This window comes from Actinorectispora metalli (genome assembly GCF_056323685.1).
Genome location: NZ_JBREYE010000002.1, coordinates 1,613,176 through 1,640,043 on the forward strand (window position 1 = coordinate 1,613,176; position 26,868 = coordinate 1,640,043).

A 26,868-nucleotide genomic window follows, 5' to 3' on the forward strand; every position below is an offset into this window, starting at 1 on the left:
CGTCAGCCCGAGAAGGTGGCGATCAGCTCCTCCCTGCTGCTCACCCCCACCTTGGAGAAGATCGCCTTGAGGTGGTCGTTGACGGTGTAGGCGGACAGGTCGAGCCTGCGCGCGATCTGCTTGCCGGACAGGCCCTCGCAGACCTGCTCGACAACTCCCTGTTGCCGCGGGGTGATGTCGTACCAGGCTGCGAGGGCCGGGAGCAGCAGCTCACGCGAGCCCGGCCCGATGGTCACCGCCACCCGCCCCGCCGCGTGGCCGTCCAGCAACTCCGCCTGGGTTGTCATCCACCCCGCGGCGGCAGGTGTCCGGGTCACCGCGGGCCGCGGGCCGAATCGGCCTGCGCCGAGCCGCGCGACGAGGGAGAGCTCACGGACGTGGATGGTGAGCAGCTCTTCGGTGGCGACGCGGTCATCCACCCCGATTCGGTTGAGCCAGTGCCGCGCGGTTCCGGTCATGCCGTGGATCCGGTTGTTCTCGTCCACGATGACGACGCCGGGCGCGAGGTCGCGGGCGGGGCGCAGCCGTAGGTTCGCCACCCGCTGCCGGAAGGCCGCGCCCAGCGGCGCGGAGATCCGCTCCGCCAACGCGATCTCGTCCGAGGTGAAGGGTCGCCCACCCACCGCCCTCAGCAGACCCACCGAGCCCCATACCCGGTTGCGCCACTTCAATACGATGTGCAGTTCGCGGCCGACGCCTTCGGGAATCATGATCTCATGTAGTCGGAAACTGCGTCGCTTTCGGTCTCGCTCGGAATCGAGAACCCTGACTTTCTCGTTGCCCTGGATAAGCTGGTGGAGGCGAAAGAACTCCTTACCGAATGCCTCATTTTCGACCATGCGCCAATACGAATCACTCCCGTACGCGTTCTCGTGGTGGAAGAAGCAGGTGGAACCGGTGATCGGATCCACTCCCGCGAGGTAGTACCCGTCATGCGGCACCGTCTTACGGAACAGCTGAGACACCTGTTCACCCAGGCAGGACGTGCTGCTCGCCTCCGTGGCGGCTATCAGGCAGTGCGCGGTGTCGCTCCCCCTCATAGCCCCGAGTGTCCTCCGCGGCCATCCCTCAATCCAGGGATTTATTCGAATTGACCCGCACGCAAAGCTGTAGGCGAAGGGGAGCCTGTCGTTTCTGTCAAAGCGATAACACAATGGGGGAGAAATGGCACAGGTACTGGCAGAAGAGAACGTCCGTCCCGAAGAGGACCACGCGGCTGAGCCGCGCTGGTACTGGAACGGGTGGGAAATCCACGGTGCGGACGAGACCGACAGCGGGAAGCGCTGACGCGTGGGGTGGCCGGTTCGCTGGGGGGTGAACCGGCCACCCCACGGCTCAGGCAGGCCTGCCGAGTTGCTCCACCACCTCCGCCATCGGGTCGCTGGAGACCTGAAGGCTGGTGAACGGGTTGTCCAGCTGGTAGATCGCGAACAGCAGGGTCGTGATGGTGATCGTCAGCGTGACCACGATCGTGGTGTGCAGAATGACTCTGGTACGCCCCAGAATGAAGGGGAAAAGAATAGTGATGATTCCCCCGATAATCAACGCGAACCACACGACCGGGTTTACTCCGGAGGAAGCCGCACCCAACCGATCGTGACGAGCCTCGTAGAGCGTCACCACCTGCTTGGAGGCTTGCAGTTTTTGTTCCTCCTGCAAGTATCCATTGGCCGGTGCACCCGCCAGGGTGAGGCGGAGTTCGTCCAGGATCTGCCCGCCGCGCTTCTCGACTTCCTCGCCGCGTTCCATTCGCGGCCATTCGTCCTTCACTACGGTCTGCCCGTAGGACGTGGCCAGCTCGTTGACCTTGGCCTTGGTCGACTCCTGGAGCGTTTCCGCAGACCAGACCACTGCCAGCAGCTGATTTGCCTCCCTGTCCACGCCGTCCTCGGTCTGCCCGATGGCGTCGAGCTGGGAGATGAGAACGAAAGCGATCAGGACCGCGTTCAGTCCCGCTACCAACGTGAAAACGTTTCCGGCAACATCGGTCGTTGTTTCCGGCTCGTCCGTTCGCATGCGCTGGCTGACTACATATAGAAGTGCCGCTACAACGGCGGTGCCCAGCACAACCAACAGCCCGGTCAGATAAATATTCACCCGTATGCCTTCCTGGAACGGGAGCAGCGCGAAGTATCGTGAACAGCGAGCACGCCGCGGCGAATCGTAGGGTGGGATTGCCATGTCGGACAAGGCCGACGCCGAATCATATTATCGTCGGCCCCGATCGAGGAGTGGCGCCGTTACCCGAACCTTGGGTTGCCTGACCCTGTTCGCGTCGACGCTGCCTCTTCTCGTCCTGCCCGCCCAGGCAGCGGCGGCCCCGGTCCAGCAGCATTTCCCGATCTGCCTGCACCTGCTGCACGTCTACGTGCACGACGGGATCACGGTCAGCTTCCACCCGTTGCAGCCGACCTGTCCCAAACCGCCCAAGCCGACGACGACCCCGCCGCCCACCACGACCACGACGACGCCGCCCCCGGTGGTCACCACTCCCCCACCGCGGCCCGCGCCCGTGGTCCCGCCGCCGCAGGCCCCGCCACCACCGCCGCAGCGCCAACCCCAGGTGGAGGTTCCGCCGCCGCCACCTCCTCCGGTCGTACCGCCGCCCACCACCCGGCGTCCCAAGCCCGCCGTGGCGGCACCGCCCGTCCTCGCGGCGGACAACCAGCAGGAGGAATCCCGCCGGTGGGTGACGGCCATTGTCGTCATGACGATCTTCGCGGGCGGCGCAGCAGCCGGAGCCGCGGCAAGCCGACGCTGAAGTCCTCGAGGCATAAGAAGCCGGTAGCGGAGCGTTGCGCTAGAACGTAGGCGACACGTCCCGCTACCCGGAGGCCCATCTTGCGCGCGATCGAGGTCAGCACCACCGGCGGTCCCGAGGTTATGGAACTCGTCGACGTTCCGGCACCCGAGCCGGGCCCCGGTGAGCTGCTGGTGGACGTCGCGGCGGTGGGCGTGAACTACATCGACACCTACCACCGCGGCGGGCTCTACCCCCTGCCGCTGCCGATCCGGCTCGGTCAGGAGGGCGCGGGCACCGTCACCGAGGTCGGCCCCGACGTCGAGGGCTTCGCGGTCGGCGACCAGGTCGCCTGGGCAGGCGTGCTCGGCAGCTACGCCGAGCAGGTACTCGTCCCCGCCGCGGTGGCGCTGGCCGTGCCACCCGGCCTGGACCTGCGGACCGCCGCCGCGCTGCCGTTGCAGGGCATGACCGCCCACTACCTGGCGAACTCCTCCTACCCGGTCCAGCCCGGCGACGCGGTCCTCGTCCACGCGGCCGCGGGCGGCGTCGGCCTGCTGCTGACTCAGTTGGTGAAGTCCCGCGGCGGGCGGGTGATCGCCACCGTCTCCACCGAGGACAAGGAGCGCTTGGCCCGCGAGGCGGGTGCCGACGAGGTCATCCGCTACACCGAGGTCGACGTCGCCCAGACCGTCCTCTCCCTGACCTCGGGCGAGGGTGTGGCGGTGGTCTACGACGGCGTCGGCGCCGCCACCTTCGACGGCAGCCTGGCCAGCCTGCGCCGCCGCGGCACCCTGGTCCTCTACGGCGCCGCCAGCGGCCCGGTGCCACCGTTCGACCTCCAGCGCCTCAACGCGGGCGGGTCGCTCTACATCACGCGTCCGACGCTGGCCCACTACACAGCCACCCGCGCGGAGTTGGAGCATCGGGCAGGCGAGGTCTTCTCGGCCGCGCTGTCCGGCGCCCTGCGGGTCCGGATCGGCGGCACCTACCCCCTGACCTCAGCCACCGAAGCCCACCGTGACCTGGAGGGTCGGGTTACCACCGGAAAAGTCCTGCTGTTGCCCTGATCCACTACGCCAGCGCATTCGAGCGGCACGAAAAAAGGGCTAAATAACACATTCACTATTGCACGAATTCAACCACGGAAAGGCGTTGTCAATGCAATAGTGTTGACCACGAACTCCGTTCAGCTCTACCCTGATAAGAGGATGCTCACGAGACCTGGTAATGCGTGAATTCCAAGCCGAATCCCGTCGGCTCTTCATGAGGCTGGAGCAAACATGAAACCCAATCCTCTGCGGGCACTCCTGTTCGGTGTGGTGCTGGCGGCAAGCATGGTCGCGGCCGTCACCTCGCCCGCGGGCGCCGAACCGTGGACCTACGACGGACCATGCGAACACAGCGTTCGGTTAGGTTCCGAAAACTCGACCGGAAACGGCGCATTCCGCTGTCGCCCGCCCGCGAATGGCAACCTGCGCTGGTATGGAGCGATCAAATGCGAACATTCCACCCACAGCCAGTGGTATCACACCCCTGAACAACGAGGACTGGTTTCGGACCCCGTCTACGTGCATTGCCCGGTCAGGACCAAACTCATCGATCCCGACGGAATTCAAATCAACTACCCCTAGGACGCTCCGCAGCAACCGGGATAGAACGAAGTCCGGCACCGTGGGAATCACGGTGCCGGACTGGACGGGTCAGGCGGACGTGACCTTCACCGCGTCGATGACGAACACCAGGGTTTCGCCGGGCTTGATCTGGCCGCGGCCCTGCGGGTAGCCCTTGTCGGATGGCACGATCAGCAGCCGCTTGCCACCGGTCTTCAGTCCGATCAGGCCTTCGTTCCAGCCCTTGATGACGGCGGCCTCGCCTACGGGGGACACGTCGAAGGTCTCACCGCGCTCGAAGGACGAGTCCACGACCTCACCGGTGGACCACATGACCAGGTGGTAGTTCACGGTCGCGGTGTCACCTGCCTTGATCGCAGGCTCAGCGCCTGCGACCAGGTCCTTGGTCACCAACTGCTTCGGCGGGTCGCAGTCCTTGGGCAGCGTGATCGTCGGCACCGAGCCGTTTGCTTCGACCCTGATGTCCTCGGCCGTGCACTCCTTGCCGTGAGCCTTCGTCGGCGTCGGAGCGGCGGACTGGGTCGTCGAAGTCGCCGCGGCGGTATTCCCGTCGGAGGCGCGCTCGCCGTTGCTACAGCCGGCCACAGCCAGTGCGGCGCCTAGGAGGAGGGCTACTAGGCCCTTGGTGGTACGCATGGCTGGCGAGCCTAGCCGCCGCTGCCCACGCATTCCCGCACCGGTCACACCGCGCCGATGCGGGTCACATCGATCACATAGACGATGGTGTCGTTCGGCGCGATGTCCGCGTTGGGCGAGTTGTTCCCGAATGCCATCTCCGGCGGCACGATCAGCAGCCTGCGGGCGCCTTCCCGCACGCCGACCAGGCCTTGGTTCCAGCCCTCGATGATCTCGGCGGCGGTCATGTCGGACTTGCCGATGTTCGACACGTTGATGGGCTCGCCCCGGTCCAGCGAGGAGTCGGTCTCCTTCGCGCTGGACCACGCCACCTGGGTGTAGTGGAACGTCAGCGCGTCGCCCTGCTTGGTCGGCACCCCGGTGCCGGGCACCAAGTCCTTCACCACCAGCTTGGCGGGTGCGTCACAGGTCTTGGGCAGTGTCACCGTCGGCTTCTCGCCCGGCTGGCCGGAGACCTTCAGGTCCGCCGCCGTGCACTCCTTGCCGACCTTCTTCGCCGGAGCCGCGGGCGCCTTCTCCTGGATCGGCGCATCCTTCGGCACGTTGATCTGGGTGAACCCGTCGCCACCGGAACAGCCGGCGGCCGTCGCCACGCTCAGGATGAGGGCCGCAATGCCCAACGTCTTCCGCATGGCGGGCAGCCTATTTCCACAACGGGCATAGCTGAATCCTGAAATGAAAACTGGCCCAAGTGCGCCGGCCGCGCCGTGAAATCGGTGCTAAAAGACAGCTGACACCGATTTCACAGCCGGGCGTCTGAGCAGGTCAGAAGGGCAGACCGAACACTGGAAGACCAAAAGCCGAATCCACGGCAATCGCGACGAAAACCAACATCAAATAGGTGTTGGACAGGTGGAACAACTTCATCGGATTGGTCTTCTCGTCATTCCGCAGCGCCTTCTGGAGGCGGTGCGCCAGCAGGATGAACCAGCCGCCCGCGACCACCGACGTGACGAGGTACACCCAACTCGTGGCGGGCACCAGCAGCAGCGACCAGCCGACCATCACCCAGGTGTAGATCACGATCTGGCGGGCCACCTGCGCGGGGGTGGCCACCACCGGCAGCATCGGCACGCCCGCCTTGGCGTAGTCGTCGCGGAACTTCATGGCCAGCGACCAGAAGTGCGGCGGCGTCCAGAAGAAGATCACCCCGAACATCACGAACGCGGGCCAGCCGATGTCGCCGGTCACCGCGGACCAGCCGATGACGACCGGCATGCAGCCCGCGGCGCCGCCCCACACGATGTTCTGCGCGGTCCGGCGCTTGAGCACCATCGTGTAGACCAGCACGTAGAACAGGATCGTGACGACGGCCAGCACCGCCGAGAGCAGGTTCGTGGTGGCCCACAGGAAGCCGAAGGAACCCAGGCCGAGCACCACGCCGAAGACCAGCGCGTTGCGCCTCGGCACCTCGTGCCGCACCAGCGGCCGGGCCGACGTGCGCTTCATCACCGCGTCGATATCGGCGTCGACCACGCAGTTGAGCGCGTTCGCGCTGCCCGCGGCCATGGTGCCGCCGACCAGGGTGGCCAGCACCAGCCAGGGCGACGGCAGACCGCGCTCGGCGAGCAGCATCGCGGGCACCGTGGTGACCAGCAGCAACTCGATGACGCGCGGCTTGGTCAGTGCGACGTAGGCCTTCAGAATCTGCCCGAAGGAGCGCTGAACAGGCGCGTCAAGCAGGGCGCTCACCGAGCCGCCCGCTGACAGGTTCCGCCGGTCATGCGGCCGGCAGGCCGAACCTGGGCAGCATTCAGCACCGGCATGGTTCTCCTCAGTCAGTTTCGAGGCCGGATCGGGTTACCGACCTCGACAAGCGGGTCTACCGGATGGTAGTCGCGGATCTACACGGGAACGTCCCGGGGGCGGGCAAGCGTGCGCTAGGCCACGTCCGCACCCGCTGCGGCTTAACAAAGGCCGACATCATCTGACACGCCTCAGTCAGCGCCATTAGGCTTCGGTTGAGGCTAGTGAATCGATGTTGAGCCGAAAGCGAGAGCAGGTCCGTGTCCGTCACAGAGACAGTCAGCCAGTCCGAAACCGACAGCAGGGACCTTGAGCGTCTCACCACGCCGCAGCTCCCCGGGGACTGGTCCGAGTTGGACCGCCGCGCGGTCGACACGGTCCGCGTACTCGCCGCCGAGGCCGTGCAGAACGTCGGCAACGGGCACCCCGGCACGGCGATGAGCCTCGCCCCGCTGGCCTACGCCCTCTTCCAGCGTGTCATGCGGCACGATCCGGCCGACGCCGACTGGATCGGCCGGGACCGCTTCGTGCTGTCCTGCGGCCACTCCAGCCTCACCCTGTACCTCCAGCTGTACCTGTCGGGCTACGGGCTGGAACTGGCGGACCTCGAGGCGCTGCGCACCTGGGGCTCGAAGACCCCCGGCCACCCCGAGCACCGGCACACCCCCGGCGTCGAGATCACCACCGGCCCGCTGGGCCAGGGCATGGCCTCCGCGGTAGGCATGGCGATGGCGGCCCGCCGCGAGCGCGGCCTGTTCGACCCGGACGCCGCCCCCGGCGAGAGCCCGTTCGACCACCACATCTTCGTGATCGCCTCCGACGGTGACATCGAGGAGGGCGTGACCTCGGAGGCCTCCTCGATCGCCGGTCACCAGGAGCTTGGCAACCTCGTCGTGATCTACGACGACAACCGCATCTCCATCGAGGACGACACCAACATCGCGTTGTCCGAGGACGTCGCCAAGCGGTACGAGGCCTACGGCTGGCATGTGCAGCAGGTCGAGGGCGGCGAGAACGTCACCGGCATCCTGGACGCGCTCGAGGCGGCGAAGGCCGAGACCGGCAAGCCCTCGATCATCATCCTGCACACCGTGATCGGCTTTCCCGCGCCGACGAAGATGAACACCGGCAAGGCGCACGGCGCCGCGCTGGGCGAGGACGAGGTCGCCAAGGTCAAGGAGATCCTGGGCTTCGACCCGGCGAAGAAGTTCCACGTCGACGACGAGGTCATCGCGCACGCCCGCAAGGTCATCGACCGCGGTGAGGCGGCCAAGCGGGAGTGGCAGTCCTCCTTCGACGCCTGGGCGCAGGCCAACCCGGAGCGCAAGGCGCTGCTGGACCGCCTGATCGGCCGCGACCTGCCCGCGGGCTGGGCGGAGAAGCTGCCCAGCTACTCCCCCGACCCGAAGGGCCTGGCCACCCGCAAGGCCTCCGGTGAGGTGCTGGCCGCGCTGGCCGACGTGCTGCCCGAGCTGTGGGGCGGCTCCGCGGACCTGGCGGAGAGCAACAACACCACGATGAAGGGCGCCGACTCCTTCGGCCCCGAGCACACCTCCACCAAGGAGTGGAAGGCCAACCCCTACGGCCGCACGCTGCACTTCGGTGTCCGCGAGCACGCCATGGGCTCCATCCTCAACGGCATCGCGCTGCACGGCCCGACCCGCCCCTACGGCGGCACTTTCCTGGTGTTCTCCGACTACATGCGGCCCGCGGTGCGGCTGGCGGCGCTGATGAAGTCCGCGGTGGTCTACGTGTGGACGCACGACTCGATCGGCCTCGGCGAGGACGGCCCGACTCACCAGCCGATCGAGCACCTCACCGCGCTGCGCGCGATCCCCGGCCTCACCGTGGTCCGCCCCGGCGACGCCAACGAGACCGCCTACGCCTGGAAGGCGATCCTGGAGCGGCCCGAGGGCCCCGCAGGCCTGGCCCTGACCCGGCAGAACGTGCCGACGCTGGAAGGCACCAGCGCCGAAGGCGTGGCCCGCGGCGGCTACGTGCTGGTGGAGGAATCCGGCGACGCGGGTCCGAAGCTGGTGCTGATCGCCACCGGCTCCGAGCTTCAGATGGCCGTCGAGGCCGCGAAGGTGCTCGAGGGCGATGGCGTGGCAACAAGGGTGGTGTCGATGCCTTCGGTGGAGTGGTTCGACGCCCAGGACGAGGCGTACCGCAACCAGGTGCTTCCGCCTTCGGTGAAGGCACGTGTGGTCGTCGAAGCCGGGGTACCCGATGGGTGGTACCGCTTCGCGGGCGATGCCGGTGAGATCGTCGGTATCGATCACTTTGGCGCGTCCGCCGACTACCAGACCCTGTTCCGCGAGTTCGGTTTCACCACCGAGAACGTGGTCGCTGCCGCAAAGCGCAGCCTTGCCAAGACCCAAGGGGAGGAAAGCAAGTGACGGAGCAGCCCAAGCTCGCCGCGCTCAGCGCGGCCGGCGTGTCGATTTGGCTGGATGACCTGTCCAGGGAGCGGCTGAACTCCGGCAATCTGGAGGAGCTCATCCGCGACCAGCACGTGGTCGGCGTGACCACCAACCCGACGATCTTCGCGGGCGCACTGGCCAAGGGCAGCGCCTACGACGAGCAGGTCCGCGAACTCGCCGCCCGCGACGCGTCCGTCGAGCAGGTGGTCCGTGAGGTCACCACCGACGACGTCCGCACCGCCTGTGACAAGTTCCGGTCCATTGTGGAGTCGACGAAGCTGGTCGACGGCCGGGTGTCCATCGAGGTCGATCCGCGGCTGGCGCACGACACCGACAAGACGGTGGCCGAGGCGCAGGACCTGTGGAAGACGGTGGACCGCCCCAACCTGTTCATCAAGATCCCCGCGACGAAGGCCGGCCTGCCCGCGATCACCAGGGTGCTCGCCGAAGGCATCAGCGTGAACGTGACGCTGATCTTCTCCGTGGAGCGCTACCGCGACGTGATGGACGCCTTCTTGGACGGCATCGAGCAGGCCAAGGCCAACGGCCACGACCTGTCCGCGATCGGCTCGGTGGCCTCGTTCTTCGTGTCCCGGGTGGACTCCGAGATCGACAAGCGCATCGACAAGCTGGACACCCCGGAGGCCAAGGCGCTGCGCGGGCAGGCGGCCATCGCCAACGCCCGGCTCGCCTACGCCGCCTACCAGGAGGTCTTCGGCACCGACCGGTGGCAGGCGCTGGCGGCCGAGGGCGCGGTGCCGCAGCGTCCGCTGTGGGCGTCGACCGGTGTGAAGGACCCGTCCTACTCCGACACCCGCTACGTCGATGAACTTGTTGTCGCGGGCGTCGTAAACACCATGCCGGAGAAGACACTGCACGCGGTCGCCGACCACGGCAAGATCGAAGGCGATACCGTGACCGGCAAGGCCGAGCAGGCGCAGGAGGTCTTCGACGCGCTGGCCGACGCGGGCATCGATCTGGACGACGTCTTCACGGTGTTGGAAACCGAAGGCGTGGAGAAGTTCGAGAAGTCGTGGGCCGAGCTCCTGGAGACTGTCTCCGGGCAGCTGGAAAAAGCTCGGAAGTGAGTTTCAACTAGCGGAGGCGTAGACCAGCGATGGCGGACGTTTCGATCCTCAGCAGCTCGAACTCTGAGGAGGTGGACGCCATCGCCGGTAGCCTTGCCGCTGACCAGGTGGCGTCCAAGCTGACCGGCGGCGATGCCGACCTGTGGGGCCAAGAGGCCCACGGGGAGGCATCGATCCGCCTGGCGTGGACGGGTCTACACCAGAGCTCGCGTGCGCTGGTGCCCGCGATCCTGCAGCTTCGGGCCTCGTTGCACGCCGAGGGCGTGGACCGGGTGGTGCTCGCAGGCATGGGCGGCTCCTCGCTGGCACCGGAGGTCATCTGCAACACCGCGGGTGTGCCGCTGACGGTGCTCGACACCACCGACCCCGGCCAGGTCGCGGACGCACTCGCGGGCGACCTGGAGCGCACGGTGCTGGTGGTGTCGTCGAAATCCGGCGGCACGGTGGAGACCGACAGCCACCGGCGCATCTTCGAGAAGGCGTTCACCGACGCGGGCATCGACGCGGCCTCCCGCATCGTCGTGGTCACCGACCCCGGCTCCCCGCTGGAGCAGCTGGCCACCGACGCGGGCTACCGCAAGGTGTTCCTCGCCGAACCGCATGTCGGCGGCCGGTACTCGGCGCTCACCGAGTTCGGCCTTGTCCCGTCGGTGCTGGCGGGCGTGGACGTGATCGCGCTGCTGGACGAGGCGACCGAGATCGCGCAGGCGCTCGCGCAGGACAGCAAGGACAACCCGGCGATCAAGCTGGCCGCCGCGCTCGGCGCCGCGCACACCAAGGGCGCGGAGAAGGTGGTGTTCGCCGATTCCGGCTCCGGCATCAAGGGCTTCCCGGACTGGGTCGAGCAGCTCATCGCCGAGTCCACCGGCAAGAACGGCACCGGTCTGCTGCCGATCGCGGTGGAGGACACCGAGGCCGCCGGTTTCGCCGACGCGGGCGAGGACGCCACCACCGTCGTCATCGGACCGGCGGTCGACGGCGCGGCGATCTCGGTGACGGGCGCGCTGGGTGCGCAGTTCCTGCTGTGGGAGTACGCGACGGCGCTGGTCGGCCGGGTGCTGGGCATCAACCCCTTCGACCAGCCTGACGTTGAGGCCGCGAAGAAGGCCGCCCGCGCGCTGCTGGACGCCGGGGACACCACCTCCGACGACAAGCCGGTCGTGGTGGACGGCCCGGTGGAGGTCTACGGCAACTTCTCCGGCGCCTCGACGCTGGCCGAGGTGCTGCCGCGCTTCTACGAGCAGCTTCCCCGGCACGGCTACCTGGCGGTGCACGCCTACCTGGACCGGCTTGACGACGCCTCGGCGGCGCTGCTGCGCCCGCTGCTGGCGAAGGCCACCGGCAGGCAGACCACGTTCGGATGGGGCCCGAGGTTCCTGCACTCCACCGGCCAGTACCACAAGGGCGGCCACCAGAACGGCGTGTTCCTCCAGCTCACCGGCGAGGTGGAGCACGATCTCGACGTGCCGGACCGGCCCTACACGCTGGGCGGCCTGCAGTTGGCGCAGGCGCTGGGCGACGGGCAGGTGCTCGCCGAGCGGGGCCGTCCGGTGCTGCGGCTGCACCTCACCGACCGCGCCGCGGGCCTGGCGCACCTGGTGAAGGCCATCCAAGAGGCGTCCCGTGGGTGAGTGGCACAACCCGCTGCGGGACCGGCGCGACAAGCGGCTGCCGAGGATCGCCGGGCCCTCCGGCCTGGTGATCTTCGGCGTCACCGGCGACCTGTCGCGCAAGAAGCTGATGCCCGCCATCTACGACCTGTCCAACCGCGGGCTGCTGCCGCCGGGCTTCTCGCTCGTCGGCTTCGCCCGCCGCGACTGGGCCGATCAGGACTTCGGGCAGGTCGTCTACGAGGCCGTCAAACAACACGCCCGCACCCCGTTCCGGCAGACGGTGTGGGATCGCCTCGCCGAGGGCTTCCGGTTCGTGCCGGGCTCCTTCGACGACGACGAGGCATTCGAGTCGCTGGCCAAAACGATCCGCGAACTGGACGAGCAGCGCGGCACCGGCGGCAACCACGCCTTCTACCTCTCCATCCCGCCTGCGGCGTTTCCCGTGGTGTGCGAGCAGCTTTCCCGGCACGGTCTGTCCAAGCAGACCGACGACCAGTGGCGCCGGGTGGTCATCGAGAAGCCGTTCGGGCACGACCTGGAGTCGGCCTGCGAGCTCAACAGGATCGTCAACGACGTCTTCCCCGAGGACTCGGTGTTCCGCATCGACCACTACCTCGGCAAGGAGACGGTGCAGAACATCCTGGCGCTGCGCTTCGCGAACACGCTGTTCGAGCCGATCTGGAACAGCAACTACGTCGACCACGTGCAGATCACCATGGCCGAGGACATCGGCCTCGGCGGCCGGGCGGGGTACTACGACGGCATCGGCGCGGCTCGGGACGTGATCCAGAACCACCTGCTCCAGCTCATGGCGCTGACCGCCATGGAGGAGCCGGTGTCCTTCGCGCCGCACGAGCTTCGCAGCGAGAAGACCAAGGTGCTGTCGGCGACCAGGCTGGTGGGCCCGCTGTCGGAGACCACGGCGCGCGGCCAGTACACCGGGGGCTGGCAGGGCGGCACGCAGGTGCCCGGCCTGCTGGAGGAGGAGGGCTTCGCCAAGGACTCCACCACCGAGACCTACGCCGCGATCACCCTGGAGATCGCCTCCCGGCGCTGGGCTGGGGTGCCGTTCTACCTGCGGACCGGCAAGCGGCTGGGCAGGCGGGTCACCGAGATCGCGTTGATGTTCAAACGTGCCCCGCACCTGCCTTTCGACGACACCGCCACCGAGGAACTGGGCCAGAACGCGCTGGTCTTCCGCGTGCAGCCCGATGAGGGTGTGACGATGCGGTTCGGTTCGAAGGTGCCCGGCGCGTTGATGCAGATCCGCGATGTGACCATGGACTTCGGCTACGGCCACGCGTTCACCGAGTCCTCCCCGGAGGCCTACGAGCGGCTCATCCTGGACGTGCTGCTCGGCGAGCCGTCGCTGTTCCCCACCAACAACGAGGTGGAGCTGTCCTGGCAGATCCTCGACCCGGTGCTGGAGCACTGGGCCCGCGGCGGGCAGCCTGAGCCGTACCGGGCAGGGACCTGGGGACCGGCCTCGGCCGAGGAGATGCTGGCCCGCACGGGACGCAAATGGAGGCGGCCGTGATCATCGACCTGCCATCGACGAACACCTCTGCGGTCAACAAGCGGCTGGTCGAGTTGCGTGCCCAGGGCGGGGCGGTGGCGCTGGGGCGGGTGCTGACGCTGGTCATCGTGACCGACGACGGCATGCGGACCGAGGACGCGATCGAGGCCGCCAACGACGCCAGCCGCGAGCACCCCTGCCGGGTGATCGTCATCGCCCGCGGCCCCAAGCGCGCCGCGGCCCGGCTGGACGCCCAGATCCGCGTCGGCGGGGACGCCGGGGCCAGCGAGGTGATCGTGCTGCGCCTGTACGGCCCGCTGGCCGATGAGGGCGCGTCCTGCGCGATGCCGCTGCTGCTGCCCGACGCGCCGGTGGTGGCCTGGTGGCCGGGCCACGCGCCTGCGGTGCCCGCGAAGGACCCCGTCGGGCTGCTCGCCCAGCGCCGCATCACCGACGCCGCCGCTGAACGCCACCCGAGCAAGGCCCTTCAGCAGCGTGCGGAGTCCTATGTGGAGGGTGACACCGATCTGGCGTGGTCGCGGCTGACCAACTGGCGGGCGCTGCTGGCCTCCGCGATGGACCTGCCGCCGCACGAGAAGATCACCGCGGCCACCGTGACCGGTGCCGCGGACTCGCCGTCCACAGACCTCCTCGCGGGCTGGCTGGCGTCCTGCCTGAGCATCACCGTGCACCGCGCGAAGTCGGTGGACGGCTCCGGCATGCATTCGGTGGTGCTGGAGCGCAGGTCCGGCAACATCGAACTGGTCCGCCCCGACGCCAGGGTCGGCACCCTCAGCCAGCCCGGCCAACCCGACCGCCGAGTCGCCCTCCAGCGCCGCGGCATCGGCGAATGCCTTGCCGAGGAACTCCGCAGGCTGGACCCGGACGAGATCTACGACGAGACCCTCAAAGCGCTCTCCAAGGTCGTCGCGGGCCGCGCCAAACCCGCCTCGCCCGCCCGCAAGCCCCCGGAGGCCACCACCAAGGCCGTCCGCACCGCCAAGGCCAAAGCCGCCCCCCGCCCCGCCCGCCGAGTCCCGAAGAAGCCCTGAAAGCCGTGAGTGGTAGCCGAGGCGATCGCCTCGGCTACCACCACAAACGTTCCTTCCCCTTGCGGCGGCTCGTACCTTTGCGTTCATGGGGTCAGCGTGGCTTGGACTGCTCGGAGCCGTGGTCGGCGGCTTGGTATCGCTGGTAGGGACTCTCATCACCACTCGACTTCAATGGCGCCAGGAAAGGGCGCGGTGGGGCGAGCAGCGTGAACGGGACATGCTTCAGTGGAAGCTGCAAAGAGAATCCGAGGCCGAAAAGCTGGAGGGCGAGCGACACGATGAACAGTTCCGCTGGCTTCGCGAACAAAAACTGACGTTCTACACGGAAGCCTCGGATCACTTCCTGACCGCCAGTCGGCTGTCATCGAACGCCTCGCCCGTCCAACAGGGCGAGCGGCGAGGGTATGCGCGAGAAGACGAGATGGCGATCGCCCAAGAGCTCAAACGAGGCGGTCGCTGGCTGAAATCCCTGAGCCTCGTCTGCGGAGAAAGCGCGGCCTCGAAGCTGGACGCCTTGAGCAGCGACCTGTATTTCACCATCGCGGTCATCACATACGAGGGGATGAAGCCGGGAGAGATGGTTCGACTCCCGAAGGAACACAACATGGACGAGTGGATACTCAGCGAAACGATCGACAACATGTCGGCACGGATGGCCAAGATCCTAAGGTCGGACCTGAAGTCCGACTAGTCCGCATTACCGCGACCAGAAGTAGAAGGCCGTGAGTGTTCAGAGAGCTCGCCTGAACACTCACGGCCGCACGCTTGGGGATCAGTAGCCGTGACCGCCGTGGTCCGGCATACCGGGAACCTTGTCGGGCAGACCCGGCCAGTTGGGCAGGTCGCCGTGCAGGATCTCGGAGAACGCGGGGATGCCGGTGCTCGGCAGGTTGGGCGCGGGCATGTTGACCTCGTGCCCGAAGAGCATGCCCTGGATGCCGGTGTTGCCCAGGCCCTTGTTCTCCATGCCATGGCAGGCCTGCACGCCCAGGCTGGTCTTTGCCATCTTGATGCCGACGCCGCTCCAGCCGCAGGCCTGGTGGCGGTCGGGGGTCATCTCCCCGCCTGCCTTGACCCAGCCCTGGCCCTCCGGGGCCTGGAACTTCACGGCCTGCTTGGCGTGCTCGGGGGTGAACCCGCCGTCGCAGTGCTCGTAGGCCTTCCCGGTCTGCGCGCCGGAAGCGCAGGGCGTGCCCTGGTCCTTCGGCGTGTAGGCGGGAGCCTGGTTGACACCGCTGTCCGCCAAACCGGTCGTCGGGATGGCCATTGTGGCCGCCGCCGAGAGCAGCAGCACGGATGCACGCGCCATTTTGGCGACTCTCATGAAACCTCCTCCTCGTCCCGTGCCGCCCCGACTTCCCGGCACGAGCGCCCTTTTCCTTCGCTGGAAAAACGAGCCCCCAACAGGAGTGGTTACGTAAGGCACAGCACTTCTGGCCTGCGGTTTTCGGCGCAAATGGGTCGCGAGTGCGCATTCGGGCCACAGCCAACACAACCGATCCGCCGCCACACCGGCCGGACCACGGTCGCCACGCCACCCACTACGAAGCGCCACGGCCCGCCGCGTGGTTACGAATCTCGCGCCGGTCCACCGTCGCCGCTCCTCCGGACGCCATGGCGCCCGGAGGGCGGTCCCGCTCCGGTCCCGAGCGCCGCCAGTGAGATGTGACTTCGCCGTCGCGCACCGATGCGCCGACGCACGAACCTCCACAACCGGCGCGATCGGTTCCAGCGCCACAGCCTCGGCCACTTCCGTCCGAAGCTCGCGAACCCCCGCACTTCTCACCCCAAGTCCACCCACCCGCGCCGCATGCCCATGGGCGCATATCAAATACCGCAGACCATCCGAAGCCTGATATCCACAGATATCCCGACCCGACATATCCCGGCTCGGCATACTCCGCGTTGGCTCACCACCCCGGATAAAGGCCGCGCCGACTCGCCCACCCGGCACACAGCCCACGCCAACTCACCGCCCGGCACACAGCCCGCGCAACTCACCCGTCCGGCACCACAGCCCGCGACAACTCACCCACCCGCACACAGCGCGGGCCGACTCACCACTCAGGACACAGCGCGGGCCAAATCACCCACCCGGGATACAGCCCACGCCACTCACCCGTCCAGAGTCCCGACCTCCGAGACACCCAGTGGCAGAAACCGCCAACGCCCGGTACCCGGGGGGGGGACGCAGGCGCCGCTGAGCAGCCGATGACCACCGCCCACCCATCGAGACCGTGCCCGCGCGCAGGCAGGCGGAGATCCGGGACCGCATGTCACACGAGGTGCGGCCCGCCGGCCACAGTCGACCCAGATTTCGCGGGCCCGGTCTCCCACCACGAGAACGGAGGCCGCCGTGATCATCGACCTGTCATCGACCTGTCATCGGCCAATACCTGGGCCGACACACCAGGATTCGCTCGACCGCGGCCTTCCCCTGCCGAAGCCTCATCCAGCCCTATCCTTGAAACGGGGGCGACTCAATCCAAAAACCCCGCAGGGCGACACCATGCGCCCCCAGGTCGACATCATGTCGTCCCAGGGGCGCATCATGCGTTCATCGGGAAAACCGGGGTGTCACTCGTTGGCGGGAGTTTCGTCGAGGAAGACCTTGGTGACGATCTTGCCGTCGGCGGTGAGGTAGGCGTGGAGCATGCCGGGGGTGCTGTGCGGGGCGTCGAAGTCGCCGGTGCGGTTGAGGGCGATCACGCCGCCGGTGCCGCCGAGGGCGGGCAGGCGCTTCACGACCACCTCGAAGGTGGATTGGGCGAGGTCGTGGCGGCCGAACTCGATGAGGTTGGAGATCGTCGAGGCGGCGGCGCCGCGGATGAAGACCTCGCCTTGGCCGGTGGCGCTGACGGCGGCGGTGTCGTTGAGGGCGTAGGTGCCCGCGCCGATCACAGGTGAGTCGCCGACGCGGCCGACCATCTTGTTGGTGAGGCCGCCGGTGGAGGTCGCGGCGGCCAGGTCGCGCTTGCCGTCGACCGCGACGGCGCCGACGGTGCCGAACTTCTGCTCATCGGCGCCCGCCGCCTGCTGCTGCTTGGCCTTGAGCAGGGCGTCCCAGGTCTTCTGCGTCCAGTAGTAGTCCTGGGTGACGGTGGGCAGGCCCGAGGCGGCGGCGAAGTCGTCGGCGCCCTCGCCCGCCAGCATGACGTGCTTTGTCTTCTCCATGACCAGCCGCGCGGCGGAGATCGGGTTCTTCACGTTGCGGACGCCCGCCACGGCGCCCGCGGCCCGGTCGGAGCCGCGCATGATCGAGGCGTCCAACTCGTGGGCGGCGTCGGTGGTGAACACCGCGCCCTTGCCCGCGTTGAACAGCGGGTTGTCCTCCAGCACCTTCACCGCGGCTTCCACGGCGCCGACGCTGTCGCCGCTTGCCAGCACCGCCTGGCCCGCCTTCAACGCGGCGGTCAGGCCATCGCGGTAGGCCTTCTCCACCTCGGGCGGGGTGTTCTCGCGGACCAGACCGCCGCCCGCGCCGCCGTGCACCGCCAGGATGACGTTGCGGGCGTCGGGCCGCGGCTTGCCTACGGCCTGCTCAACGGGTTGCTGCTGCGTGCGATTGACGGGACTCGCCGTGCTCGGTGCAACTGAGAACACCACCAGTGCACCGAGTGCGAGAAAGATCGATCCTGTGCGGAATCGAGGTCGCGACATTGAAGCCTCCTCCAGCGTGGATATCCCTCCACGCCGTAGCCTTTCCCATGGACTCACGCGTGGCCAGACATCGTTCTTAAGGAGTGTTCGTGAGCTCGACCCAGGTCGTGGTGCACAAGAACCCGACGTTGCTCGCCGCCGCCGCGGCGGCCCGGCTGGTGACCACACTGGTCGACGCGCAGGCAGCTCGGGGCGGCGCCTCGCTGGTGCTCACCGGCGGGAGCACGGGCATCGCGGTGCTCGAGCAGCTTCGCATCTCCCCCGCCCGTGACACGGTGGACTGGGCGCGGGTCGACCTGTACTGGGGTGACGAGCGGTTCCTGCCCGCAGGCCACCCGGACCGCAACGAGACGCAGGCGCGGGCGGCGCTGCTGGACCACGTGCCGGTAAACCCGGCGCGGGTGCACGTGATGGAGCCCAGCGACGGGCGCTTCGGCGACGACCCGGACGCCGCCGCCGAGGACTACGCGCGGGTGCTCGCCGCCGACGCGCGCCCGGAGAACGACGCGCCTGCATTCGACGTGTGCCTGCTGGGTGTTGGCGGCGAAGGCCACGTGGCGTCGATCTTCCCCGAATCCCCCGCCGTGCGCGAGACCGAGCGCACGGTGGTCGCGGTACACGACTCGCCGAAGCCGCCGCCCATCCGGATCTCCCTCACGCTGCCCACGATCCGGCGCGCAGGCGAGGTGTGGCTGATGACCACCGGCGAGGCCAAGGAGTCCGCGGTCGCGCTCGCGCTGTCCGGGACGGACGAGAGCCAACTGCCCGCCGCCGGGGCCACCGGACTGCGCCGCACGTTGTGGCTGCTGGACCCAGCGGCCGCGGGCAAGGTGTCCTCGTCGGTCAACGCGCCGGTCACCTGAGAGCCGAACCATGTCGTTGGGAGTGGCGGCATCGGCGGCGGTGTTCCGCGGGCTCGCCCGCTGGACGCCCTGGGGTGAGGCGGAGCTGCTCGGCCTCGACCAGGTGGTTCGCCCCGGCGACATCTGCTTCGACGTTGGTGCCGCGGTGGGCGCCTACACCTCGGTGCTGTCGCGGCTGACCGGACCGGCGGGAGTGGTGCACAGCTTCGAACCGCTGGGCAGGGTGCATCCCGTGCTGTCCGCCCTGCTCGGTGCCGACCACGCGCCCAACGTGCGCCGCCACGCGCTGGCGCTGGGCGAGGTGGGCGGCAGGCAGTACATGAACGTGCCGATGCGCCACGGGATGCGCGTCACCGGAAGGTCCTATGTGGACAGCGGCGCCATAGGGCCAGGCGCCAATGTGGAGTTCCGCCGCCAGCGCAGGGTTCCCGTGGTGGCGACCACCGTTGACGACTTCTGCACGCTGCGCGAGATCGACAAGGTAGAGTTCATCAAGGCCGATGTGGAGGGCGCGGAACTCGCGGTGCTGCGCGGCGCGGAGGCACTGATCGACCGCTGCCATCCGACGCTGCTGCTGGAGATCGAGGACCGCCACACCCGTCGCTACGGCCACACCACGCAGACGGTCACCGGGTGGCTCGCGGAACACGGCTACCACATGCATGCCTGGCTCGCGGGCGGGTGGCATCCGGTCACCCGCATCACGCCCGGTCTCCGCAACTACCTCTTTCTGCACTGATCCGATTTCCGATTCGCAACCACAAGCGATTTCACAAAGGCCATTCGCGAACAAATGCAGGACCGTTTGCCCTAGCCCCTGGCGTTACATGGCGTTGGACACATCCGCAGGTCAGTTCGGTTATGCACACCTGGGCAGTTGCCGATCCGTTATCTCAACGAGATCGGCCCGGCATCAACGGACTTCAGGTTTTGAGCGGGGGATATCCGCAGAATCCTAGGAGTCAAGAACGTGGCACAACCACGAAGAGCCGTCGCCGTCCTGGCGGCGGTGGTCACCGGGCTGCTCACCGGCGCCCCGGCCTACGCCATCAGCAACGGGAGTCCCGTCGCCGACGGGAACCACCGGTTCGTCGCGAAGCTGGATGTCGGGCCGCGCAGCTGCTCGGGCGCGTTGATCGACCCGGAGTGGGTGATCAGCGCCGACAACTGCTTCCCGGAGAACGCCGGTCAGGGCGGTGCGCCGAAGGTGGAGGCGAAGGCCACCATCGGCCGGACGATCCTGTCCAAGGGCGGCGGCCACGTCGTCAAGATCACCGACCTGGTGAGCAATCCCGCCCGCAACCTGGTGCTGGCCAGGCTGGCCACCCCGGTCACCGACATCGCGCCGCTCAAGCTGAGCGCGACCGCACCGGTGCCTGGCGAGTCGCTGCGGGTCGCCGGTTACGGCCGCACGCACGCCGAGTGGGTGCCGGACCAGCTCCAGTCCGCCGTGTTCAAGGTCAACAGCGTCGGTGAGGCGAGCTTCGACGCACTCGGTGACGCCGAGGCCGCCGTGTGCCGCGGCGATGCCGGTGGCCCGGCCTTCCGCGAGGCGAACGGCGTCGTCGAGCTTGCCGCGGTGAACAGCTCCTCATGGCAGCACAGCTGCGTCGGGGAGTCGGAGACCCGCAAGGGCGCGGTCGAGTCGCGGGTGGACAACCTCCGCGACTGGCTGGAGCCGCGGATGACCGCGCTCACGGCCACTCCCGCCACCCAGCACGCGATCAACCTGAGCTGGGTGTCGGTCGCCTCCCAGCGCTACACCTCGTTCCGCGTGTACGGCTCCACCAGCGCGGACGTGCCGATCGGGCAGTCGACGCTGCTGGGCACGGTGACCACGCCTGGGTTCACCCACGCAGGCCTGCCCGGCAAGCAGACCTGGCACTACCGCGTGGTCGGCGTGAACGCCGCAGGCCAGACCGGTGTCCCATCGCTGATCGCCTCGGCGACGGTGAAGCGCCCGAACGCGACCGACTTCAACGCCGACGGCCGCGAGGACATCGGCTCGTTCTACGACTACGCCAACAGCCGCACCGGCCTGTGGACGTTCAAGGGGTTGGCCGATGGCGTGCAAAACCCGGACCTGAAGTGGGACAGCGGCAACGGCAACTACAACGCTGGCAACAGCAAGTTCGTCCCCGGCGACTTCAACGGTGACGGGCGGGCGGACCTGGCCGGGTTCTACGACTACACGAACGGCCGCACCGGCCTGTGGGTCTGGTACGCCAACGAGGAAGGCGGTTTCACCAAGCCCGAGCTGAAGTTCGACAGCGGGAACGGCAACTGGCACTTCCCGTCGAGCACCTTCACCGCGGGCGACTTCAACGGCGACGGCAAGGCCGACATCTCGGGTGCCTACGACTACTCGAATGGTCGCACCGGCCTGTGGGTCTGGTACAGCACGGGCACGGGCTTCGCGAACCCGCAGCTGAAGTTCGACTCCGGCAACGGCAATTGGAACTACGGCTCCAGCAGGTTCTTCTCCGGTGACTTCAACGGTGACGGCAAGGCCGATGTGGCCGGGTCATACGACTATTCGAACGGTCGCACCGGCATCTGGATCTGGTACGGCACCGCGGACGGTTTCACGAAGGGCGACCTGAAGTTCGACAGCGGCAACGGAAACTGGGAAGCAGGCCGCAGCAGGTTCAACACCGGCGACTTCAACGGCGACGGCCGGACGGACGTGCTCGCGGTCTACGAGTACAACAACGGCCGCACCGGCTTGTGGATCTTCTACGGCAAGGCCGACGGCCTGGCGAACCCGGACCTGAAGTTCGACTCAGGCAACGGGAACTGGAACGCCCCGAGCAGCAAGTGGGCGATCGGCGACTTCAACGGTGACGGCCGCGCCGACGCAGGCGGCTTCTACGACTACGGCGGCGGCCACACCAGGCTGTGGGTCTTCAACGGCACCACCACCGGCCTGGAGAAGGGCGTGATCAAGTTCGACAGCGGCCCCGGCAACTGGGAGCTGCCCCGCTCCATCCCTGTGACGCCGTAACCACATGACCGTGAGTGGTAAGGCCGGCTTGGAATCGCCTTGCCACTCACGGTCATTGGCGCTTCAGACGCTGTGCAGGAGAAGGTCTTCCACTTCCGCGTCGGTCACCTGGCGAAAATCGCGGTACCACTGGCCTACCGCCATGAAGTTGCGAGGGGCGGCGACGCACACCAGCTGATCCACCTCGTGGCGGATCTGCTGCGCCGACTCGCGAGCGCAGACCGGAACAGCGAGCACCAGCCGCCTTGGCGAGGCCAGACCGAGGTCTCGGATCACCGCCCGCGCGGTGATGCCGGTGGCCAAGCCGTCGTCGACCGCGATCACGTCACGGCCGGCCAAGCGAGGGGCCGGGCGGCCGCCTCGGTACCGGTCCCGCCTGCGCCGGGCTTCGGCCTGCTCACGTTCGCACTCCTCCGCCAACGCGTCCTCGGTGAGACCCAGCGCGTACAGAGAGCGCTGGTCGTAGATGGGCGGCCCGCTGGGGGTGATGGCACCGACGCCGAATTCCGGCTGTTGCGGGGCGCCGATCTTGCGGGCCACCACCACCTCCAGCTCCGCGCCGAGGGCTTGAGCGACCGGGGCGGCCACGGGCACGCCGCCGCGGACCATGCCCAGCACGATGGGATCCCGCCACTCGTCGTGGAGCAGCAGGCTCGCCAAGGCACGGCCCGCGATGACGCGGTCGGCGAAAGGTAGCTCAACCAGACCAGTCACGTGCCAGGGATACCCCGAATCGCCTCAGCGGACGCGTGCGACGCGGCCTTCGTCCCACACCGGTTCATCCGACTCGGTGACCTGCCCGTCCGCCCGGAACACCAGGAACCGGTCGAAGCTGCGGGCGAACCAGCGGTCGTGGGTCACCGCGACCACCGTGCCGGTGTACTCGGCCAGCGCCTCTTGCAGAGCCTCCGCGGACTCCAGGTCCAGGTTGTCGGTGGGCTCGTCCAGCAACAGCAGCGTGGCGCCGGACAACTCCAGCAGCAGCACCTGGAACCGGGCCTGCTGTCCACCGGACAGCGTCTCGAACCGCTGCTCGGCGCCCTCCACCAGGCCGTACCGGTTCAGCGCGCGGCTGGCGGTCTCCCGGTCCATACCTGCCCGCCGGTCGTCGCCGTACCAGAGGATGTCCAGCAGCGTCCTTCCGTGCCACTCCGGGTGGTCGTGCGTCTGCGCGAACAACGCCGACACCACCCTGGCACCAAGCCTGCACTCCCCCTCATGCGCAACGGGTTCACCGCCCAGCAGGCGCAGGAAGTGGCTCTTGCCCGAACCGTTGGAGCCCAGCGCGCACACCCGGTCGGCGAAGAAGATCTCCGTGTCGAAAGGCTTCATCAGACCGGTCAGCTCCAAGCCCCGGCAGGTGATCGCGCGCAGTCCCGTCCGGCCGCCGCGCAGCCGTGGTTTGAGCTGCCGCACCTGCGGGAGTTCCGGCGGTGGCCCCGCCTCCTCGAACTTGCGGAGCCTGGTCTGCATGGCGTGGTACCGGGAGGCCATGCCGTCGTTGGCGGCTGCCATCTGCCGAAGCTCCACGACGAGTTTGCGGAGGCGGTCGTGTTCTTCGTTCCAGCGGCGGTGGAGTTCCTCCAGACGTTCCCGGCGGGCGACGCGGGCGGCGTGCCAGGTGCCGAAGCCCCCGCCGTGGGTCCAGGTGGTGTGGCCTTCGACGGTGATGATGTGCGTGGCCGAAGCGGCCAGCAGTTCGCGGTCGTGGCTGACCAGCAGCACCGCCTTGCCGGTTTCGGCGAGGCGGTGCTCCAGCCAGCGTTTGCCGGGCACGTCCAGGTAGTTGTCGGGCTCGTCCAGCAGCAGCACCTGCTCCCGTGAGCGCAGCAGCACCTCCAGGACCAGGCGTTTCTGTTCGCCGCCCGACAGCGTCCTGACCTCGCGGAACCGGGCGCGGTCCCAGGGCACGCCGAGCGCGGCGACCGTCGCGGTGTCCCACAGGACCTCGGCGTCGTAACCCCCTGCCTCGCCCCACGCGACCAGCGCCGCCGCGTACCGAAGCTGTGCGGGTTCGTCGTCGGTATCCATCAAGGCAAGCTCGGCCTCATCCAGCTCGCGGCCGGCGGCGCGCAGCCTGGACGGCGCGGCGGACAGCAGCAGGTCGCGGACGGAACTGTCGTCGCGGACCGAGCCGACGAACTGCGGCATCACCGCCAACCCGCCCTGCACCTGCACCGAACCATGGTCGGGCGTCAGCTCACCCGACAGGATCCGCAGCAGTGTCGTCTTGCCCGAGCCGTTGGCGCCGACCAGTGCGGTGCGGTCCCCGGTGGCGACCCGGAAGGAGACGCCATGGAACAGCTCCCGGCCGTCAGGCAGCCGGTAGCCCAGGTCCATCGCCTCCAGGTACCCCATTTTGCGAGGCTATCGACCCGCCGCCAGGCTCCCCAACCGATTTACCGGCCACCCGCACTTGACAGATTCGTGACAGTTCTGTAATTGCGTGGTTACGATGCGGCGCATGGGAATGCGCGGCGTGGGGTCCGTTCTGCTCGTCCTTCTGCTTTCTCTGACCGTCGTGGCGCCGGTCCACGCGGCACCGACGCGTGGCGAGGTCACCCACGCCGAGGTGCGTGGCGACACCGTGAACCTGACGCTGTCCACCGGCGATCGGCTGGTCATCGCGGCGCTCACGTCGGACCTGGTGAAAGTCGACCATCGACCGGGCGGGCAAGCCGAACCGGCGACTCCTGTTATCGACCCGGCGCGGCGATGGCCCAACCGCGGCAACGCCACGATCGACGCAGGCTCGGACCCGATCCGCGTCACCACGAAAGCGCTGCGGGTGGAGATCACGCGGAAGCAGGCGCAGGTGAGCATCTCCGACACCACAGGCGTGCTGCTTCGTGAGAACGCCGTCGGCGAGAAGGCGATCGGGTTCCGGCACTCCCCCGGCGAGAACTTCTACGGCATGACCGCCTACGGGCTGCCCGGCGACGACCCCGACCCGAAGGTCAAACCCTCGGACGGGTTGCTGCGCAACGGCGGCGCGCACGTGAGCGCGGGCAGACAGGGCGACGGCGGCGCTCCACTGGCGTTCACCAACCGGTACGGGCTGCTGGTCGACTCGGTGGACGGCGACTTCAACGTCAACGGCAGCGACCTGGCGTTCAGCGGAATCTCACGGCGCAGCACCACGTACTACGTGACGGCCGGGCCACCGAAGACGACGATGGCGAATCTGGCGAAGCTGTCCGGGGCGCCGCCGATGCTGCCGAAGTGGGCGCTGGGATTCCAGAACAGTGAGTGGGGCACCGACGAGAACGAGGTGCGGTCCATTGTGGACGGCTACCGTTCACGGAAGATCCCGCTGGACGCGTTCATCCTGGACTTCGACTTCAAAGCCTGGGGTGAGGACGACTACGGCGAATTCCGCTGGAACTCCACCGCCAACCCCGGCAACGTGCACCCCAACAAGTACCCCACCGGGGCGAGCGGACAGTTCGCCAAGGACCTGGACGCCCAAGGCGTCACGCTGATGGGCATCATGAAGCCGCGCATCCTGGTGGAGAACACCGCGGGCGGCCAGACGAAACAGGCCGCGGACACCCACAAGCTGGACTGCTTCTACCCGGGGCGGCAGCCGTATGAGGAGTACTTCTCCAAGCGCAAGGCCAACGACATCGCCTTCGCCAAGCCGGAATGCCGGGAGTTCTACTGGCAGCACAGCAAACCGCTGTTCGACACCGGCATCAAGGCATGGTGGAACGACGAGGCCGACGCCATCGCCGACTTCACCTTCGACTCGCTCCAGCACCTCAACATGCAGCGCAGCCTCTACGAGGGTCAACGGTCGATCTCGCGGGACCGGGTGTACTCGCTCAACCGCAACTTCTACCTCGGCGCGCAGCGCTACTCCTACGGCGTGTGGACCGGCGACATCACCGTCGGCGCCGACGGCGGCTTCGCCACCATGGCCGAGCAACGCCAGCGACTGCTGACGCTGGTCAACACCGGATCGGCGCGGTCCACGATGGACACCGGCGGGTTCTGGGGCGATGCGAACTCCGAGGCCTACGCCCGCTGGATGCAGTTCGCGGCGCTCACCCCGATCATGCGGGTGCACGGCCACCAGGACGCGCAACGCCAACCGTGGGTCCACACCCCGGTCGCCGCTGCCGCGGCCACCGAGGCCATCCGCCTGCGCTCCCGCCTGCTGCCCTACCTGTACTCGCTGGAACGCGACCTGCACGAGACCGGCATCGGCGCGATGCGGCCGGTGTTCTGGGAGTCCCCCGACGACCCGCGCGCCGCCAACGAATACGCCTCCTGGATGCTCGGCCCGTCCCTGCTGGCCCGCCCCGTCGTGGAGGCCGGGGCGTCCAGTGTGGACATCTACCTGCCCGCGGGTTCGTCCTGGACCGACTACTTCCGCGGCACCCGCCACGAGGGCGGACAGACCATCAAGTACCCGGTCGACCCCAGATCGCTCAACGACATCCCGCTGTTCGTCCGCGACGGCGCGATCATCCCCACCCAGCCGGTCCGCCAACACGTGGACGACGGCCCGGTGCCGGTGATCGACCTGGACGTCTTCCCCACGCGGGAATCGGCGTTCGACTACTACGACGATGATGGCGCCACCTACGCCTACGAACGCGGCCGCTACTTCCGGCAGTCCATCCTGGCCCAGCGCACCGGCGAAGCCACGACCTTGAACCTGGCCGCACCGACCGGGAAATACCGCGGCGACCTGCGGTTCTACCTGGCCAAGGTGCACGGTGTCGCGGGCACCGCCGATCTGGGCACGCGCTACAACAGCATTGACGAACTGCGCGCGGCGCCGGGCGAGGGCTGGGCGACCGGAAGCGACCAGTACGGCCCGTTCACCGCCGTCAAGGTGTCGGCGGGGAAGGAGCTGCAGGTGCGGATTAGGCCATAAACCGAATC

Annotated in this window: 23 protein-coding genes; 14 read left to right on the forward strand and 9 right to left on the reverse strand. The window is 68.1% G+C overall.

Going from position 1 to position 26,868, the window contains the following annotated elements:
- Nucleotides 1–2: 2 nt before the first annotated feature.
- Complete coding sequence (locus tag ACU6XJ_RS27815) at nt 3–710, reverse strand: helix-turn-helix transcriptional regulator (RefSeq protein ID WP_476318027.1); 708 nt, start codon at nt 708–710, stop codon at nt 3–5.
- A gap of 454 nt (nt 711–1,164) precedes the next feature.
- On the opposite strand from ACU6XJ_RS27815, the gene ACU6XJ_RS27820 reads away from it, so the two are divergent.
- Nucleotides 1,165–1,287 carry a hypothetical protein gene (locus ACU6XJ_RS27820; RefSeq protein WP_476318030.1) on the forward strand — a complete coding sequence of 41 codons (123 nt, stop codon included), beginning with the start codon at nt 1,165–1,167 and terminating at the stop codon, nt 1,285–1,287.
- Between the two features lie 48 nt (nt 1,288–1,335).
- Here the strand turns inward: ACU6XJ_RS27820 and ACU6XJ_RS27825 are convergent, their stop codons facing one another.
- The gene (locus ACU6XJ_RS27825; protein WP_476318033.1) at nt 1,336–2,097 is read right to left on the reverse strand and encodes a bestrophin-like domain; all 762 of its coding nucleotides are present in this window, start codon (nt 2,095–2,097) and stop codon (nt 1,336–1,338) included.
- 154 nt (nt 2,098–2,251) lie between these two features.
- Between ACU6XJ_RS27825 and ACU6XJ_RS27830 the strand changes: the two genes are divergently transcribed.
- From ACU6XJ_RS27830 to ACU6XJ_RS27840, 3 genes are all read left to right on the forward strand, one after another.
- On the forward strand, nt 2,252–2,761 hold the full coding sequence (locus ACU6XJ_RS27830; RefSeq protein WP_476318036.1) for a hypothetical protein: 510 nt from the start codon (nt 2,252–2,254) through the stop codon (nt 2,759–2,761).
- A 122-nt stretch (nt 2,762–2,883) separates the two neighbouring features.
- Complete coding sequence (locus ACU6XJ_RS27835) at nt 2,884–3,810, forward strand: quinone oxidoreductase family protein (RefSeq protein ID WP_476318672.1); 927 nt, start codon at nt 2,884–2,886, stop codon at nt 3,808–3,810.
- A 213-nt stretch (nt 3,811–4,023) separates the two neighbouring features.
- On the forward strand, nt 4,024–4,374 hold the full coding sequence (locus ACU6XJ_RS27840) for a hypothetical protein (RefSeq protein ID WP_476318038.1): 351 nt from the start codon (nt 4,024–4,026) through the stop codon (nt 4,372–4,374).
- Nucleotides 4,375–4,443: 69 nt separating this feature from the next.
- Here the strand turns inward: ACU6XJ_RS27840 and ACU6XJ_RS27845 are convergent, their stop codons facing one another.
- The 3 genes from ACU6XJ_RS27845 to ACU6XJ_RS27855 form a co-directional block, all read right to left on the reverse strand.
- Nucleotides 4,444–5,010, reverse strand: a complete 567-nt coding sequence (locus tag ACU6XJ_RS27845) for an FKBP-type peptidyl-prolyl cis-trans isomerase (protein WP_476318041.1) — start codon at nt 5,008–5,010, stop codon at nt 4,444–4,446.
- A 44-nt stretch (nt 5,011–5,054) separates the two neighbouring features.
- Nucleotides 5,055–5,642 carry an FKBP-type peptidyl-prolyl cis-trans isomerase gene (locus ACU6XJ_RS27850; RefSeq protein ID WP_476318044.1) on the reverse strand — a complete coding sequence of 196 codons (588 nt, stop codon included), beginning with the start codon at nt 5,640–5,642 and terminating at the stop codon, nt 5,055–5,057.
- 133 nt (nt 5,643–5,775) lie between these two features.
- Entirely contained in the window at nt 5,776–6,702 is a 927-nt protein-coding gene (locus ACU6XJ_RS27855; protein ID WP_476318047.1) for a heme o synthase, read from the reverse strand.
- 407 nt (nt 6,703–7,109) lie between these two features.
- On the opposite strand from ACU6XJ_RS27855, the gene tkt reads away from it, so the two are divergent.
- From tkt to ACU6XJ_RS27885, 6 genes are all read left to right on the forward strand, one after another.
- Nucleotides 7,110–9,155: a transketolase gene (gene tkt / locus ACU6XJ_RS27860; RefSeq protein ID WP_476318674.1), complete on the forward strand. Its 2,046-nt coding sequence runs from the start codon at nt 7,110–7,112 to the stop codon at nt 9,153–9,155.
- Nucleotides 9,152–10,267 (forward strand): transaldolase, encoded by a 1,116-nt coding sequence (gene tal / locus ACU6XJ_RS27865; protein ID WP_476318049.1) that lies wholly within the window; start codon nt 9,152–9,154, stop codon nt 10,265–10,267. The genes tkt and tal overlap by 4 nt, the downstream gene beginning before the upstream one ends.
- A 29-nt stretch (nt 10,268–10,296) precedes the next feature.
- Nucleotides 10,297–11,898, forward strand: coding sequence for a glucose-6-phosphate isomerase (locus ACU6XJ_RS27870; protein ID WP_476318052.1), 1,602 nt, complete (start codon nt 10,297–10,299; stop codon nt 11,896–11,898).
- Nucleotides 11,891–13,417: a glucose-6-phosphate dehydrogenase gene (zwf, locus tag ACU6XJ_RS27875; protein ID WP_476318055.1), complete on the forward strand. Its 1,527-nt coding sequence runs from the start codon at nt 11,891–11,893 to the stop codon at nt 13,415–13,417. Before ACU6XJ_RS27870 ends, zwf begins: the two co-directional genes overlap by 8 nt.
- Entirely contained in the window at nt 13,414–14,448 is a 1,035-nt protein-coding gene (gene opcA / locus ACU6XJ_RS27880; protein WP_476318058.1) for a glucose-6-phosphate dehydrogenase assembly protein OpcA, read from the forward strand. The genes zwf and opcA overlap by 4 nt, the downstream gene beginning before the upstream one ends.
- Nucleotides 14,449–14,533: 85 nt before the next feature.
- Entirely contained in the window at nt 14,534–15,139 is a 606-nt protein-coding gene (locus ACU6XJ_RS27885) for a hypothetical protein (RefSeq protein ID WP_476318060.1), read from the forward strand.
- An 81-nt stretch (nt 15,140–15,220) separates the two neighbouring features.
- Here ACU6XJ_RS27885 and ACU6XJ_RS27890 read toward each other — a convergent pair whose 3' ends face one another.
- Both ACU6XJ_RS27890 and ACU6XJ_RS27895 read right to left on the reverse strand, forming a co-directional pair.
- Nucleotides 15,221–15,772 (reverse strand): hypothetical protein, encoded by a 552-nt coding sequence (locus ACU6XJ_RS27890; protein WP_476318062.1) that lies wholly within the window; start codon nt 15,770–15,772, stop codon nt 15,221–15,223.
- Nucleotides 15,773–17,025: 1,253 nt separating this feature from the next.
- Nucleotides 17,026–18,051 (reverse strand): isoaspartyl peptidase/L-asparaginase family protein, encoded by a 1,026-nt coding sequence (locus ACU6XJ_RS27895; protein ID WP_476318064.1) that lies wholly within the window; start codon nt 18,049–18,051, stop codon nt 17,026–17,028.
- Nucleotides 18,052–18,197: 146 nt separating this feature from the next.
- Here ACU6XJ_RS27895 and pgl point away from each other — a divergent pair, with 146 nt between their 5' ends.
- From pgl to ACU6XJ_RS27910, 3 genes are all read left to right on the forward strand, one after another.
- Nucleotides 18,198–18,971, forward strand: coding sequence for a 6-phosphogluconolactonase (gene pgl / locus ACU6XJ_RS27900; protein WP_476318067.1), 774 nt, complete (start codon nt 18,198–18,200; stop codon nt 18,969–18,971).
- Nucleotides 18,972–18,981: 10 nt separating this feature from the next.
- The gene (locus ACU6XJ_RS27905; RefSeq protein ID WP_476318070.1) at nt 18,982–19,710 is read left to right on the forward strand and encodes an FkbM family methyltransferase; all 729 of its coding nucleotides are present in this window, start codon (nt 18,982–18,984) and stop codon (nt 19,708–19,710) included.
- A gap of 231 nt (nt 19,711–19,941) precedes the next feature.
- Complete coding sequence (locus ACU6XJ_RS27910) at nt 19,942–21,975, forward strand: FG-GAP-like repeat-containing protein (RefSeq protein ID WP_476318073.1); 2,034 nt, start codon at nt 19,942–19,944, stop codon at nt 21,973–21,975.
- Nucleotides 21,976–22,038: 63 nt separating this feature from the next.
- On the opposite strand, the gene ACU6XJ_RS27915 is transcribed toward ACU6XJ_RS27910, so the two are convergent.
- Together ACU6XJ_RS27915 and ACU6XJ_RS27920 are read right to left on the reverse strand one after the other, a co-directional pair.
- The gene (locus ACU6XJ_RS27915; RefSeq protein ID WP_476318076.1) at nt 22,039–22,689 is read right to left on the reverse strand and encodes a phosphoribosyltransferase; all 651 of its coding nucleotides are present in this window, start codon (nt 22,687–22,689) and stop codon (nt 22,039–22,041) included.
- Between the two features lie 24 nt (nt 22,690–22,713).
- Nucleotides 22,714–24,333 (reverse strand): ABC-F family ATP-binding cassette domain-containing protein, encoded by a 1,620-nt coding sequence (locus ACU6XJ_RS27920; RefSeq protein WP_476318078.1) that lies wholly within the window; start codon nt 24,331–24,333, stop codon nt 22,714–22,716.
- 106 nt (nt 24,334–24,439) lie between these two features.
- On the opposite strand from ACU6XJ_RS27920, the gene ACU6XJ_RS27925 reads away from it, so the two are divergent.
- On the forward strand, nt 24,440–26,860 hold the full coding sequence (locus tag ACU6XJ_RS27925) for a glycoside hydrolase family 31 protein (protein ID WP_476318081.1): 2,421 nt from the start codon (nt 24,440–24,442) through the stop codon (nt 26,858–26,860).
- Nucleotides 26,861–26,868: the final 8 nt, after the last annotated feature.

Excerpts from the sequence above, each read along its gene's own strand:
- ACU6XJ_RS27845 (WP_476318041.1), bottom strand. The coding sequence starts at position 5,010 with ATGCGTACCACCAAGGGCCTAGTAGCCCTCCTCCTAGGCGCCGCACTG.
- ACU6XJ_RS27870 (WP_476318052.1), top strand. The coding sequence starts at position 10,297 with ATGGCGGACGTTTCGATCCTCAGCAGCTCGAACTCTGAGGAGGTGGAC.
- ACU6XJ_RS27820 (WP_476318030.1), top strand. The coding sequence starts at position 1,165 with ATGGCACAGGTACTGGCAGAAGAGAACGTCCGTCCCGAAGAGGACCAC.
- ACU6XJ_RS27850 (WP_476318044.1), bottom strand. The coding sequence starts at position 5,642 with ATGCGGAAGACGTTGGGCATTGCGGCCCTCATCCTGAGCGTGGCGACG.
- ACU6XJ_RS27835 (WP_476318672.1), top strand. The coding sequence starts at position 2,884 with ATGGAACTCGTCGACGTTCCGGCACCCGAGCCGGGCCCCGGTGAGCTG.
- ACU6XJ_RS27925 (WP_476318081.1), top strand. The coding sequence starts at position 24,440 with ATGGGAATGCGCGGCGTGGGGTCCGTTCTGCTCGTCCTTCTGCTTTCT.
- ACU6XJ_RS27920 (WP_476318078.1), bottom strand. The coding sequence starts at position 24,333 with ATGGGGTACCTGGAGGCGATGGACCTGGGCTACCGGCTGCCTGACGGC.
- ACU6XJ_RS27840 (WP_476318038.1), top strand. The coding sequence starts at position 4,024 with ATGAAACCCAATCCTCTGCGGGCACTCCTGTTCGGTGTGGTGCTGGCG.
- ACU6XJ_RS27890 (WP_476318062.1), bottom strand. The coding sequence starts at position 15,772 with ATGAGAGTCGCCAAAATGGCGCGTGCATCCGTGCTGCTGCTCTCGGCG.
- ACU6XJ_RS27815 (WP_476318027.1), bottom strand. The coding sequence starts at position 710 with ATGATTCCCGAAGGCGTCGGCCGCGAACTGCACATCGTATTGAAGTGG.
- ACU6XJ_RS27885 (WP_476318060.1), top strand. The coding sequence starts at position 14,534 with ATGGGGTCAGCGTGGCTTGGACTGCTCGGAGCCGTGGTCGGCGGCTTG.
- ACU6XJ_RS27905 (WP_476318070.1), top strand. The coding sequence starts at position 18,982 with ATGTCGTTGGGAGTGGCGGCATCGGCGGCGGTGTTCCGCGGGCTCGCC.